Here is a 14,311-nt window from a genome sequence, read left to right as displayed (position 1 = left end):
AATCATCAAGTCCCCTCCCTGGCGAGGGGTTTTTTCAGCAGACTGTTAGACGACTTTCGCCTCCCTTAAACGAGCTACTTCCTCCTTGTTGAAGCCGAACTCCTTCAGCACTTCGTCGGTCTGCTCGCCGAACTCCGGCGGCCGCGCCACCATCCTGCTCGGCGTGCGCGACAGCGTCACGGGCTGGCCGACGAGGCGGATGTCGCGATCCTCGTCGTTCGGCACCTCCTGCGCGATGCCGAGATGCTTGACCTGCGCGTCTTCGAACATCTGGTCGATGGCGTAGATCGGCCCGCAGGGCACGCCGGCCTCGTTGAGTTCACTGACCCAGGTCTCGGTGGACTTCGTCAAGGTACGCTTCTCGATCTCGGCATTGAGTGCGTCGCGGTTCTTGGAGCGGGCTGGCGCGGTCACATAGTCGGGGTGGCTGTAGAGTTCCGGCGCGCCGATCGCCTGCGCGCAGCGCTCCCAGATCCGGCCACCCGTCGTGGCGATGTTGATGTAGCCGTCCGAGGTCCTGAACACGCCCGTCGGGATGCTGGTCGGGTGATTGTTGCCGGCCTGTTTTGCCACGTCTTTTTCCATCAGCCAGCGCGCGGCCTGGAAGTCGAGCATGAAGATCTGGGCTTGCAGCAAAGAAGTCTGTACCCACTGGCCCTTGCCCGAGACCTCGCGCTCCAGCAGCGCGGTGAGGATGCCCATGGCGCAGAACAGGCCCGCGGTGAGGTCGGCGACGGGAATGCCGACCCGCATCGGGCCTTCGCCCGGCGCGCCGGTGATCGACATCAGCCCGCCCATGCCTTGCGCGATCTGATCGAAGCCCGGCCGCTTGTGGTAGGGCCCGTCCTGGCCGAAGCCGGAGATGCTGCCATAGACGATGCGCGGGTTGATCTCGCGCAGGCTCTCATAGTCGATGCCGAGCTTCTTCTTCACGTCGGGACGGAAATTCTCCACCACGACGTCGGCCTTGGCGGCGAGGCGCTTGAACACGGCAAGCCCACGCTCGTCCTTCAGGTTCAGCGTCATCGCCCGCTTGTTGCGATGCAGATTCTGGAAATCGGAGCCCCGCCGCGGCCCGCCCGGCTGTTCGCCGCCGGAATCCTCGGTCAGCGCGTCGATCTTGATCACGCTGGCGCCCCAGTCCGCGAGCTGCCGCACGCAGGTGGGCCCGGACCGGACGCGGGTCAGATCGAGTACGGTGAAGCGCGACAAGGCTTCGGAGGCATGCGGAAAGGGCATCTTGAAAGGCTCCGGGAAAGATTGCGGGCCTACCATAGTGCCGAAAGACCATGCGGCAAGACATCACGCGGCAGGTCTGGGCCGCGCGGATGCCGCCTGTCGAAATGCAATGCCTGAGGGGGCACGGCGCGCGAAGGATCAGCGCGCCAGCTGCTTCAGCTCGGCACGCGCCTGCTCGGCCAGGGGATCGTCACCGTGACGCGCGATGAAGAGCTCGAACGCCTCCCGTGTACCCTGCCGGCGGGCGGCTTCGTACTCCTCCGCTACCGCAGCCGAGGGGTCGCGGGCCATTGGAACGGAGGGGGCGCGTCCCGCTGTGCCGCCTTGCTTGCCACTCTCATCCGCGCTGGCTTTCCCGACCATGACAGGCAGTCCTCCGAAGGGTAGATGGTCCGGCCCGGCGAGCGCCACCAGGGCGCCGAACAGACCGGCCGAGAGTGGACGTAGTTTCATGATTTCACTCGCAACACAGGTGGGCGGAACCGACATCCTTTGCCCTGGCCCGTGTGACTACGGGATTTGATGGCTAACACGGCCTTATGGAAGGAGTCCGGACCGGCTCGCCAAAATTAAGCCAAACGTTTAACTCTCAAGCTAGAATCACCTGTCGCGCCCCGAATCGAGCGGGGTTTGCTGCTTCGGAGATTCCCTTGGCCAGCGCCGTCAACGTCAGTGCAACCAACAACGCCGAAATCGACGGCCTGCTGTCGGGCTACAAATGGTCCGGCACGATCACCTACAGCTTTCCGGACGCTGCAAGCGACTACTCCAGTCCTTACTCCGGCGGCAGCAGTGAGCCGACGACGTCGGGTTTTGCCGCGGCGCCGAGTCAGATGCAGGCGGCGATCAATTACGCGATCGGGCTGATCCTCGGCTACACCAACGCCAACATCCAGTACGCGGGGACGAACGGTGCCGACATCATGGTCGCGCAGTCGCCGGCGGCCAATCCGACATCCTACGCCTATTACCCCGGAAACTACGCGGCCGGCGGCGACGTGTGGTTCGGAGGCGCCTACAACTATTCGCTGGCTGCGCTCGGCAATTACTATTTCACGACGGCGTTGCACGAGCTCGGACACGCCCTTGGCCTGAAGCATAGTCAGGAAACGGGCGGCGTCGCCAACGTCGCGGTGCCGAGCGCGCATGACGACAGCGAATACACCGTCATGAGCTATCGCAGCTATGTCGGTGCTTCGACGACGAGCGGCTACACCAACGAAGCCTATGGATATCCGCAGACCTATATGGCCAACGATATTCTCGCGCTGCAGACGATGTACGGCGCGGACTACACCACCCAGGCCGGAGCCACCGTCTATACCTGGAGCTCCAGCACCGGGCAGGAGTTCATCAACGGCGTTGGCCAGCCGGCCGACAATGGCGGTGCCGGTGGCTCGGCCAATCGCATCTACCAGACTATCTGGGATGGTGGCGGCGTCGATACCTACGACCTGTCGAACTACACGACGAACCTGAGCATCAATCTCAATCCAGGTGCGTCGTCCGTGTTCTCGTCGGTTCAACTGGCCAATCTCGGAAACGGCCATTACGCGTCGGGCAACGTGTACAATTCCTATCTCTACAACAACGACGGGCGTTCGCTGATCGACAACGCCATCGGCGGCTCCGGCAACGACACGATCATCGGCAATGCCATCGCCAACGCACTGAACGGCGGCTCCGGCAACGATACGATCACCGGCGGCGGCGGTAATGACACGATTAGCGGCGGCGGGGGCACGGATACGGCGGTGTATTCGGGCAGCAAGGCGAATTACGCCGTCTCGTACAATTCGGTAACCCGGACCTTCACGATCGCCGATCAGCGTTCCGGCACACCCGATGGCACTGACACGGTGACGGGTGTAGAGTCTTTTCAGTTCGCCGACGGCAGCATTGGTAGCGCCAGCCTGATCAACGCTACGATCGAAGCGGTCGGGTCGACCAGTTTGGTGCAGAGGGGAGACAATTTCTACCTTGACAATATCAGTACCGGCAGCGGGCCCGTCCTGAAGATTGCCGGCTCACCCGTCAGCGCCAATGCATATGGCACCTGGGCGCCAATCGCAGCCGAGCAGACCGCCAGCGGATATGATGTGGCCTGGAAGGACTCGCTGACCGGTCACTACACGGCGTGGGGTGTGGACGTCAGCGGCAATTATACTGACAATATCGTTCCCGAGGTGACGGGGACGAACGCGTCATTTCAGTCGCTCGAGACCACCTTCCACCAAGACCTCAATGGTGATGGCAGCATCGGTGTTCCCGCCACCATCGTTGAGGCGCAGGGCTCCACCAAGCTGGCGCAGAGGGGAGACAATTTCTACCTTGACAATATCAGTACCGGCAGCGGACCGGTCCTAAAGATTGCCGGCTCACCCGTCAGCGCCAATGCGTATGGCACCTGGGCGCCAATCGCAGCCGAGCAGACCGCCAGCGGATATGATGTGGCCTGGAAGGACTCGCTGACCGGTCATTACACGGCGTGGAGTGTGGACGTCAGCGGCAATTATACTGACAATATCGTTCCCGAGGTGATGGGAACGAATGCGTCGTTTCAGTCGCTCGAGACCACCTTCCACCAAGACCTCAATGGTGATGGCAGCATCGGTGTTCCCGCCACCATCGTTGAGGCGCAGGGCTCCACCAAGCTGGTGCAGACGGGAGACAACTTCTACCTTGACAATATCAGTACCGGCAGCGGGCCCGTCCTAAAGATTGCCGGCTCGCCCGTCAGCGCCAATGCGTATGGCACCTGGGCGCCAATCGCAGCCGAGCAGACCGCCAGCGGATATGATGTGGCCTGGAAGGACTCGCTGACCGGTCACTACACGGCGTGGGGTGTGGACGTCAGCGGCAATTATACTGACAATATCGTTCCCGAGGTGACGGGAACGAATGCGTCGTTTCAGTCGCTCGAGACCACCTTCCACCAAGACCTCAATGGTGATGGCAGCATCGGTGTTCCCGCCACCATCGTTGAGGCGCAGGGCTCCACCAAGCTGGCGCAGAGGGGAGACAATTTCTACCTTGACAATATCAGTACCGGCAGCGGACCGGTCCTAAAGATTGCCGGCTCACCCGTCAGCGCCAATGCATATGGCACCTGGGCGCCAATCGCAGCCGAGCAGACCGCCAGCGGATATGATGTGGCCTGGAAGGACTCGCTGACCGGTCACTACACGGCGTGGGGTGTGGACGTCAGCGGCAATTATACTGACAATATCGTTCCCGAGGTGACGGGGACGAACGCGTCATTTCAGTCGCTCGAGACCACCTTCCACCAAGACCTCAATGGTGATGGCAGCATCGGTGTTCCCGCCACCATCGTTGAGGCGCAGGGCTCCACCAAGCTGGCGCAGAGGGGAGACAATTTCTACCTTGACAATATCAGTACCGGCAGCGGACCCGTCCTAAAGATTGCCGGTTCACCCGTCAGCGCCAATGCATATGGCACCTGGGCGCCAATCGCAGCCGAGCAGACCGCCAGCGGATATGATGTGGCCTGGAAGGACTCGCTGACCGGTCACTACACGGCGTGGGATGTGGACGTCAGCGGCAATTATACTGACAATATCGTTCCCGAGGTGACGGGGACGAACGCGTCATTTCAGTCGCTCGAGACCACCTTCCACCAAGACCTCAATGGGGACGGTACCATCGGTGTTCCACCAGCGGGCGCCACGGCCGACGGGTCATCTGCGGCGGCGCATCTCCTGATACACTTCTTGATCTAATGAAGAGTGCAACCGCGCTGATCGATCCGTGCACGAATGAAGATGCGTAGACTTCTCGGCGTGGACCGACCGATTGTCGAATGCCCGATTGGCATTGCGGCGCGCCGCTACCACGACAATGCTCTTGCCGGGAAAGCTTTCGGCTTGACCGACAGGCAACAACAGGGTGATCGGCGGCGGATCGCAAGTTGCCGTCTGGAAAGCTGTGGGGCGCTGATCGCACCGAGGATCTGGCGCTCCGGGGGCGGGACGCAACGCCTGCCGCAGGCCCGCCCGCGGATGGCGGCGGCCAGCCGATGCCGGCCGGCCGATCCGTCGCTTCATCCGTACGCGCCCCGCTCGACGCCAAAGAATGGTGAGTCCGACGGACTCTGAGTGCGCCTTTCCGAGATTGGACGGCGCGTTTACGATCTGTCCAGGCAAATGCTGCTCTGGCAAAGATCTGCTCTGCAAGTCGTGGGAGCGGCCTGAGCAAGCAGTCGAAACGGTCTGGATTAGCCCAGGGACGGCCTCCCGCGCCCTCTCGACATTCCGCGTGCTGGCTGCTAGCCCGATGCGCATACTTGGGAGGAACCCTGATCGGCCAGGTTGCAAGGGTGTGGCGGGTGATGGCCGGGTGGCTGACATGACGTTGAGAAAAACACCACCCGATCTGCTGGGGAATTCCGCGTGGAATGCGATGGCCTTCCTGGTGGCCGTGGTGCTGAATCTGGCCATCCTGCCTTTCGTGATCACTCACCTCGGCCTCGCTGCATTCGGCGTCGCGGGTCTAGTCACCGCATGCATTGCGCCAGCACTGGTGTTCAGCTAACGCGCTCGGCCTGTCGACGTCGCGCGAACTTGCACAGCGACTGGAGCCATCCGACCGCGACGATGCGCGACGCCTGTTCGCGACCGCGGTCATGCTCGCGGTCGGTGCGGGCGGGCCGATCGTCATTTTCCTTCTGGTTGCCGGGGCTCCGCTTGCGCGTCTCGGATTTCATCTGGCCGGTCCGGCCGCCGACGATCTCGGACTGGCGTTCGCGCTGGCCGGTATCGGCTGGTTGTGCCAGTGTGTATCGGCGGTCTTCATTTCGTTGTTCACCGCACGGCAAGACTATCGCCGGATCGCCTCGATCGGCATCGTCAGCACCGTGGTTTCGACTCTTTCGATGCTCCTCCTGATCCCTGCCGCGCCGCGCGCATCGACATTCCTGGGTTGCCAGGCGCTGGGATTGGCAATCGGCCTGCTGCTGGCCCTGGCTTGGTCTAGCGGCCAAATGCGCAAGTGGCTGGCTCCTCCAGCATTGCATCGCGAGGCGCTCGGCAGGCTGGTTCGGTTCGGCGGATGGCAAGTTGCCGCACAGGGCGGTGCGCTGCTTGCGGGGCAGGCCGATCGATATCTGCTCGGCGCGCTGCTGCAACCGCAGTTCGTCGGTTTCTATGGCGTTGCGCAGCGCCTGCAGGAAGCGACCTATATCGGTATCCTGAAGGTCGGCGAGATCCTGTTTCCCTTCTTCAGCACGCTGCAAGGGGAGAGCGAGGACCGCAAGGTCGATCTGCTGTTCCGATCGTCGTGGATACTCAACGTCCTGGCCGCAAGCGCGCTCGGCGGATTGATCCCCGTGGCTGGCCCGCTGCTGCATGTCTGGACCGGCGCCGAGGTCGCAGCCGAGGCGGCACGGGTTCTCGTCGTCCTGTCGATTGCCGGGATCCTTGGATCGAGCGCGAACGTCTTCGGCTTCTACTTGCTCGCGAACGGGCGGTCGCGCTCCAACGCGCTCATCGCCCTGATCACGGGTGTCGTCACACTCGTGACCAGCGCGATCGCATTGCCACACTTCGGATGGCAGGCCGCAGGCTGGAGCGCATGCGCCGGAATGATCGCGCAGATGGCGACCATTGTCTTCCTGTTGCGCCGGAGTTTTGCCCTTGCCGGCATGTGGTCGCGCATCGTGCATTGCGTGCTGATGCCGCTCGGCATCGGAATCGCGACGGCGCTGGCCGCGCGATACGGTCTCGACCACGCGCCATTCCAGCCCGCGCCCTCCTGGTGGTCGGTGGGAGCCGTCTCGTCGCTGACGGCCGCGACCATCTTCGTAATCGCGGTTGCCGCGTCGCAATTGGGTCCGTATCGAAGGGCCTGTTGGCAAGACATTCGTTCGATCGTCAATCGCTTCTTGCCCGTCAAGGCTGTCTAGGACATGTGCGGAATCGCAGGTATCGTAAATCTGGGTGGCAACGCGGTCGAACCGGCCGACATCTCGCGGCTGACCAGCCTGATCGCGCATCGCGGTCCGTTCGGCGAGGGGACCTGGTTCAGCGCAGACCGAAGCCTCGCATTCGGCCACCGCCGCCTGGCCATCATCGATCCCGGCGAGGGCGGCTATCAGCCCATGCTGTCTGCGGACGGCCGCCATGTGATCGTGTTCAACGGCGAGATATACAACTTCCTCGAGCTTCGCCGCGAGCTCGAGGCGAAGGGCGCGGTGTTCCGCAGCCAATCCGACACCGAAGTGATCCTGGCCGCCTGGCAGGCCTGGCGGGAAGACATGCTGCCCCGCTTCAACGGCATGTGGGCCTTGGCGATCTTCGACACCAGCACCCGCGAACTGTTTCTTGCGCGCGACCGCTTCGGCATCAAGCCGCTGCTCTATGCCGCGTCGCCGGAACGATTCATCTTCTCCTCCGAGCAGCGGGCGCTGGTGCGGAGCGGACTGATCGATGCCTCAGTTGACGTGGAAGTCGCACGCCGGCTGCTGCTCGATGCCTTCGGGATCGAAGGAAGCGAGCGGACCCTGTTTCGGCAGGTTCGCCGCCTGCAGGGCGGCCATTGCATGTGGCTGCGCCAGGGCAAGGTCAGCGTCAAGCGTTGGTGGCGGACCGTGGATCATCTGCCGCCCGTGCCGGCCACCGAAGCCGAACGTGTCGCGCGCTTTCGCGAGCTGTTCCAGGATGCCGTGGCCCTGCGCATGCGCAGCGATGTGCCGATCGGAACATGCCTGTCCGGTGGCTTCGATTCGTCGGCGGTGATTTGCGCTATGGCGGCGCATGAGAAAGATGGCATGGGGCCGCGCGACAGCACGGCATGGCGTCACGCCTTTGTTGCGACGTTCCCCGGCGCCTTGAACGACGAGAGGCCGATGGCTGAGGAGGCCGCCGCCTGGGCCAATGTCGCGCCTACTTTTCTCGAAATCGGACAGGCCGATGCGCTGACGGACCTCGATCAGATTCTCGACGATCTCGATGACGTCTACATCGCGTTGCCCAGCGCCATATGGCTGCTCTATCGGCAATTGACCCACAACAACGTGACGGTGTCACTCGACGGCCACGGGGCGGACGAGCTGATGGGCGGCTATTTGCAGGAAGGACAAGCGCGCGCATTTCAAATACGGAATGCGGCAGAGGACCTCGCGTCCCGTTCGAAACTGGCCCGGCGCTGTGTGGATATCCTGCGTGCGTTGGCCCTGAAGCGCAAGGGCGTGTATTTTCTGCGCGGTGGCCTGCGCAATCTTCCCGCCCCGCTCCCGCTGACAGCGGAGGACGATGTGCTGCCGCGTGAATGGGGTGGCTTGAACAAGCGCCTCTATCGGATGTTTCACAGCACGGTGCTGCCCACTATCCTGCGTAACTTCGACCGCCTTTCGATGGCGCACGGCGTCGAAGTCCGCATGCCCTTCATGGATTGGCGGCTGGTGACCTACACGATGGCGCTTCCCGAGAGCAGCAAGTCGTCAGACGGCTATACCAAGGCTGTTGCCCGGCGGGCGATGGCCAATTTGATGCCGGAGTCCATTCGCACCGCGCGTCGCAAGGTTGGCTTCAATTCACCGATGCCGGAATGGTTGAACGGACCGCTGGCCGGCTGGACGGCCGACCTGCTGGACAGGAACGTGCCGGCGTTTGCCGAACTGGTGGATGAAGCGGCTCTGCGCGCGGCCGTCAGCCGCTTGACGGCGTCGAAGTCCTGGGATTGGGAGTCGGTCGGGCGGATCTGGCCGTATCTGAATATGAAATGGATGTTGGCGAGGTACGTATAAGCAATGCGTCTGTTCCAAAATAGCTGTTTCTATCCATCCTACCTGCCGCGGTTGAACCAGCTCGCGGCAAAGGCCGTCAGCTTCGAAGAGCGACGCCGGGTTTTTCTCAATGATCGTTTCGGTGCGTCGCATTTCCTTCAACCGGTGCTCGACGGTTCGCCGGACGCCTTCTTCACCAACGGGGATGACGAGATCCTGCAGCGCCGCTGGGCGCGCGAGCAGGGCATGTCGGGCGAGCCGACGCTCGAGGCCATCTTGCTCGCGCAAATCGAGCATCACGCCACCGAGGTGTTCTACAATCTCGATCCCGTGCGCTACCCGAGCGCTTTCGTTGCCAAGCTGCCGGGCTGCGTCAAGAAGACGTTGTGCTGGCGTGGCGCGCCATCGGGAAATGCTGACTTTACGTCCTATGGCGCCGTGCTTGCAAACTTTCCCTCGATGCTCGACATGTGGCGCCGCAAGGGATGCCGGGCCGAGGTATTTTACCCGGCGCATGATCCGGTAATGGACGAGTATGGCCATGGAGACCGTCCGATCGACGTCGTCTTCGTCGGCGGTTATTCACGACATCATCGTGAGCGTGCGAAGACGCTTGAGCGAGTCGCGAGCCTATCGGGCAGTCATGGTGTCGTATTTTGTCTTGACGCATCGCGCTTGACCAGGCTCGCCGAGAGTGCAATCGGGCGATTGCTGCCCCTGCAGCAGCACAGACGTCCCGAAGCAATCGCAGCTATCGCTCGGCCGCCGGTATTCGGGAGAGATCTCTACGAGCTGATTGGCTCGTCTAAGATCGCGCTTAATGGCTCGATCGACATGGCAGGCGAAGACCGTGGTAATATGCGTTGCTTCGAGTCAATGGGGTGTGGTGCATTGCTCGTGTCCGACGCGGGAAGATATATTGATGGTATGCAGGAGGGGGTGACCATCGAAACCTACGATACACCGGAACGGGCGGTCGAGGTCATTTCACACAGTCTGCAGGACTGGCGCAGATCGGCCGAGATCGCAGCGCTAGGTCGAGCTCGCATCCGGGACATTTACCATAAGGACATGCAGTGGAAGCTATTCGGCGAGCTCGTGGGGCGCCTCTGACCGCGCAGCCGCTCCGTTGGAGGTGTTCAATTGAAAATCCGTGCACGTTGGATTTTGCTATGTGAGAGGATAGGCTGATGTCCAGCCTCTCCACGCTTGTGCGCCGGTTTGCGCACGCCATCGATGGCTTCAACTTACACTATATCGTCCAGCGTCTGGTCGGACGGGCGACTTGCCGCTTGGAACGAGATGCTTTCTTGGCCCACAGCGCGCGGATCAGGAATGCGCTTGGCAAAAGCGAAAGGATTGTCATTGGCAGCCATTCTCACGTCAGGGGTGAACTGATGATCCTCGGTCACGGCGGTCAAATCACTATCGGAGAGTGGTGCTATGTTGGGGTCGGCACGCGTATTTGGTCAGGTGCGTCGATCGACATCGGAAATCGTGTCTTGATCTCGCATTCCGTCAACATATTCGACAATCTCTCGCATCCGATCCGTGCCTCTGAGCGGCACGAACAGGCGAAGCAGATTTTCTCTACCGGTCACCCAAGGCAGCTTTCTCTTGACGACCGTCCGATCAAGATTTGCGATGATGCGTGGATCGGTGCTTGCGCCATGGTTATGCGAGGCGTGACCATTGGTGAGGGTGGGATTGTCGCCGCGGGGGCTGTGGTCACCAAGGATGTTCCGGCATATTCGATCGTAGCAGGTAATCCTGCGACCATCGTCAGGGAATTGTCGCCGGGCGAGCGATGAGGGAGCATATGGCAATACCGATAGCAGTTTGCTTGCGAGCCAAGCGAGCGTCTCGTTGGCAGTACCCAAGGTAGCATAATGTCCACGTGGGTTACCGGTGCGAACGGATTCATCGGACGTCATCTCGTTCGCGAGCTGGCGGGCGCCGGGCGTGTGGTCCATGGCGTTGGTCACGGTGCGCTCGATCCGGCCGATGCGCACGCTCTCGGCTTGCAGAGCTGGATCAATGGTGAAGTCGATGCGGCCAATCTGAATGCACTCGCCGCCTTGCACGGCCTGCCGTCGCACGTCTTCCATCTGGCCGGCGGGTCGTCGGTCGGGCTGTCGATTGCGCGCCCGTTCGAGGATTTTTCGCGGACCGTGACGAGCACGGCGCGTCTGCTCGAATGGCTTCGAAGTTTTGCGCCCAGCAGCCGGCTGATCGTGGTGTCGAGCGCCGCGGTCTACGGCGCCGATCACACCGGTCCGATCCCCGAGAGCGCAGCGCTTCTGCCGATGTCGCCCTACGGACACCACAAGCTGGTGATGGAACAGCTGTGCCAAAGCTACGTCCAGAGCTTCGGCATTCACTGCATGGTCGTGCGACTGTTCTCCGTCTACGGTCCCCACCTTCGCAAGCAACTGCTCTGGGATATCTGCTCTCGGCTGCGGAGCGAGGTAGAAACGCTGAATCTCGGAGGGACGGGCGCCGAGATAAGGGATTGGACCGACGTTCGCGACGTCGTTCGCTTGCTGGCGCGCGTCGCGGAGGCGGAGTGGCAGGACGATTTTGGCGTGATCAATGGCGGTTCGGGGCGCGGCGTGAGCGTGGCCGATATTGCCGAGGGATTGATCGGGCATTGGGACAGCAAAACGGTCGCGCGCTTTTCCGGCGTCGCGCGGCCAGGAGACCCGACGAGCTTGCTGGCGGACAACGGGCGCGTGCTCGACATGAACTTCGATTGGCGTATCCCGCTGGAGCGCGGTCTGGCCGACTACGTCGAATGGTTCAGGAGCCAGGCTCGTGCCTGAGCGTACGTCGCTGCGGATTGCATTCACCAACATCCCACGTCGGCTATGGGCGGGCGGCTACAACTATCAACGCAATCTGTTCGAGGTGCTCAACCGGCATTCTCCGGGGACGGTGGTGCCCGTGCTGTTTGCCGGCGCGGCGGACGATCCCGAGGAGATCGCGGTGCTGGCCGGCATTCCCGGCGTTGAGGTCGTGCGCTCGCCGGTTTTCGATCACGCCGCGACCGGTCTTGCCCGCGCGACGGACCTCGCCCGCGCGATCGTCTTTGGTTTGGACGCACCTGCCGTCGCCGCGTTCACGGCCAGCAAGATCGACATGGTGTTCGAATCCGCGCGCTTCTTCGGCTGGCGCCTGCCATTTCCGGCGGTCGCATGGTTCCCGGATTTCCAGCATCGACTGCTCCCGCATCTGTTCTCCAGGAGTGCATATTGGCGGCGCGATCTTGGCTTTCGGGTCCAGATCGCATCGGGCCGGCACATCATGTTGAGCAGCGCCACGGCGTTCGGCGATCTCAAGAGGTTCTACCCGGGCAATTCGAACGGCGTCTCGGTCGTCCGGTTTGCGACCGAGCCGCCCGCCAGTCTGCTCGCCACGCAGCCGTCCGACGTGATTGCGCATTATGGTCTTCCGTCACGGTATTTCTACCTGCCAAACCAGTTCTGGCGGCACAAGAATCACCAGATCGTGGTCGATGCGCTTGATCTGCTGAAAAGCCGGGGGCTCGACGTCGTCGTCGCGGCATCGGGAAGTACGCAGGACTTCCGTGAATCCGGTCTTTTCGAGAGGACCATGAGTGAGGTCAGGTCGCGTGGTCTCGATATGAACTTCAAGCATCTCGGAATGATTCCACTGGATCACGTCTACGCGCTCCTGCGCGCATCGATGGCTCTCATCAATCCTTCGGAGTGCGAGGGGTGGAGCACGACTGTCGAAGAAGCCAAGTCGTTTGGTGTCCCGACGATCCTGTCCGACATCGATGTCCATCGCGAACAGACCGAGGGCAGCGCGCGATATTTCGGCATCCGCGACTCCAGGTCGCTGGCCGATCAAATGTTGCAGGTTGCGCAAACCGCCGGGCCTGCGACCGTCCGCAATTTGTTGCCGAACCTGGAGCAGCGCGTAGAGGCATTCGTTACCGATTTCGTCCGACTGACCGCGGACGTGATGCAAACGTCGAGAGTCCACTAGTCAGCGATGCCGGGCCGCGCAAAGATGTTTCGCGGCACCACGTACCAGAGCAGGAAGAGGAGCGCGGTGCCGTGGGTCACCATGGCGACCGTGAGCGGGGTATTGAGCAGAACGTGCGGCAGCGTGCCGCTGGATATCAGCACGAAGCGTTGCGGCAGTCCTGCCGAGGCACGGTTGCCCAGAGCCAGGATGAAACCCGACGCAAGTGCCGTCAGCGGCGCAAGATAAGGTCCGACCGAGGCGACACCCTCCGTCGCGAACAGGGAGGCGTTGAGCATGCCGAACCCGTATGTGTCCTGCATCACGACCGACAGCTGATCCTGGTAAGCGCAAGACATGACCGCTTTCAGCACTGAGATCTGACAGAACCAGGTCAGCGGATGACTGGCGAAGAAATGGTTGTAGATGTCGAGCGCGCTCGATGGCGTCGCCATCATCCGGATGTTGACCACGTCGAAGTACTTGCTAAGAGGGTCGTGGAGGACGTAGCCCGCCAAGGCCATGGCGGCGACGCCGAGCAGCATCGGGACGAAGAGCGATGTGATGACCGAGGTTCTTGCGTTCAGAAAGCGTGACAGCACGGCAAGCACGATCAGCCAGGCTGACGTGAAGAACGAGAACTTCGTCAGCGTGATCGGGTAGAAAAACAGGAGCAGGATCAACACCAGGCCGGCGCGCCAGCGATAGCCGAGCAGCCAGTAGCAGGCGAAGGCGAACGGCAGCAGCGTGCTGGAGACCCAGCCGACGAGATATCGCACCACTCCAGGAAATTGCAGCGCGCCGCGGTAGTCGTAGATGTCTGCGACGGCGACCATACGGAAATTATAGGTCGAGGCGACGGCAATGGTGCCGATGGAGATCGCCAAGATAGCCGTGAGCAGATGCTCGAAGGCGGCATTCGACAGCACGATGCGTTGGGGGAACGGCGCCCGGACGAACAGAACGGGCAGCAGGAAAAGCACCAGCGAGAACGCTGCCGAACATCCCGCGAGCAATCGCTCGTAGCTGTATTCGGAGAAGACGTCGATCCACAGGAAGCCCAGGATCATCGTGTAGAAATAGAAACCGACGAAATAACCGAAGCTGAAGCGGGCGGCGGCGAACAGCAGCGAGACCACGGAGAAGGCGGCCGCAATCCCGACCGCCATCCAGACGCGCTCGCCGCTGAAGTGGATATACGACTGCCAGGTTGCGACCTTGATCAGCGACAGGCAGGTCACGGCACTGTGCAGCAGCAGCATGATCGTTAGTGCAGCCCTGGAATCCAGCCGCGATCGCACATTCTGGATGATGTCGCACAATGCGCTCATGGCGGACAGG

General features: G+C 62.0%; 11 protein-coding genes. 8 read left to right on the top strand and 3 right to left on the bottom strand.

Annotated features, from left to right (window positions below; all coding sequences use genetic code 11):
- Positions 1–45: 45 nt before the first annotated feature.
- Together ACVWW3_RS17720 and ACVWW3_RS17715 are read right to left on the bottom strand one after the other, a co-directional pair.
- Positions 46–1,239, bottom strand: coding sequence for a CaiB/BaiF CoA transferase family protein (locus ACVWW3_RS17720; RefSeq protein ID WP_247443738.1), 1,194 nt, complete (start codon positions 1,237–1,239; stop codon positions 46–48).
- Between the two features lie 138 nt (positions 1,240–1,377).
- Positions 1,378–1,692 (bottom strand): hypothetical protein, encoded by a 315-nt coding sequence (locus ACVWW3_RS17715; RefSeq protein ID WP_247443736.1) that lies wholly within the window; start codon positions 1,690–1,692, stop codon positions 1,378–1,380.
- 197 nt (positions 1,693–1,889) lie between these two features.
- On the opposite strand from ACVWW3_RS17715, the gene ACVWW3_RS17710 reads away from it, so the two are divergent.
- The 8 genes from ACVWW3_RS17710 to ACVWW3_RS17675 all read left to right on the top strand — a co-directional run bounded on the left by ACVWW3_RS17710 (position 1,890) and on the right by ACVWW3_RS17675 (position 12,991).
- Positions 1,890–4,979, top strand: coding sequence for a M10 family metallopeptidase C-terminal domain-containing protein (locus ACVWW3_RS17710; protein WP_456672042.1), 3,090 nt, complete (start codon positions 1,890–1,892; stop codon positions 4,977–4,979).
- A 616-nt stretch (positions 4,980–5,595) separates the two neighbouring features.
- Positions 5,596–5,790 (top strand): hypothetical protein, encoded by a 195-nt coding sequence (locus tag ACVWW3_RS17705; RefSeq protein WP_456672041.1) that lies wholly within the window; start codon positions 5,596–5,598, stop codon positions 5,788–5,790.
- Positions 5,791–5,881: 91 nt separating this feature from the next.
- A complete protein-coding gene (locus ACVWW3_RS17700; RefSeq protein WP_456672040.1) occupies positions 5,882–7,159 on the top strand; it encodes a lipopolysaccharide biosynthesis protein in 1,278 nt (425 codons plus the stop codon).
- Positions 7,160–7,162: 3 nt separating this feature from the next.
- Positions 7,163–9,001, top strand: coding sequence for an asparagine synthase (glutamine-hydrolyzing) (gene asnB / locus ACVWW3_RS17695; RefSeq protein ID WP_456649188.1), 1,839 nt, complete (start codon positions 7,163–7,165; stop codon positions 8,999–9,001).
- 3 nt (positions 9,002–9,004) lie between these two features.
- Positions 9,005–10,093, top strand: a complete 1,089-nt coding sequence (locus ACVWW3_RS17690; protein WP_456649189.1) for a glycosyltransferase family protein — start codon at positions 9,005–9,007, stop codon at positions 10,091–10,093.
- A 77-nt stretch (positions 10,094–10,170) separates the two neighbouring features.
- Positions 10,171–10,791 carry an acyltransferase gene (locus ACVWW3_RS17685; RefSeq protein WP_247443727.1) on the top strand — a complete coding sequence of 207 codons (621 nt, stop codon included), beginning with the start codon at positions 10,171–10,173 and terminating at the stop codon, positions 10,789–10,791.
- Positions 10,792–10,869: 78 nt separating this feature from the next.
- Positions 10,870–11,802 (top strand): NAD-dependent epimerase/dehydratase family protein, encoded by a 933-nt coding sequence (locus ACVWW3_RS17680; protein ID WP_456649190.1) that lies wholly within the window; start codon positions 10,870–10,872, stop codon positions 11,800–11,802.
- 121 nt (positions 11,803–11,923) lie between these two features.
- Positions 11,924–12,991, top strand: a complete 1,068-nt coding sequence (locus ACVWW3_RS17675) for a glycosyltransferase family 4 protein (RefSeq protein ID WP_456672039.1) — start codon at positions 11,924–11,926, stop codon at positions 12,989–12,991.
- On the opposite strand, the gene ACVWW3_RS17670 is transcribed toward ACVWW3_RS17675, so the two are convergent.
- The gene (locus ACVWW3_RS17670) at positions 12,988–14,301 is read right to left on the bottom strand and encodes a hypothetical protein (RefSeq protein ID WP_456649192.1); all 1,314 of its coding nucleotides are present in this window, start codon (positions 14,299–14,301) and stop codon (positions 12,988–12,990) included. The two genes, ACVWW3_RS17675 and ACVWW3_RS17670, sit on opposite strands and share 4 nt — an antisense overlap.
- Positions 14,302–14,311 lie beyond the last annotated feature (10 nt).

Source organism: Bradyrhizobium sp. LM2.9 (assembly GCF_054056555.1).
This window is presented reverse-complemented; position numbering and strand designations above follow the sequence as displayed.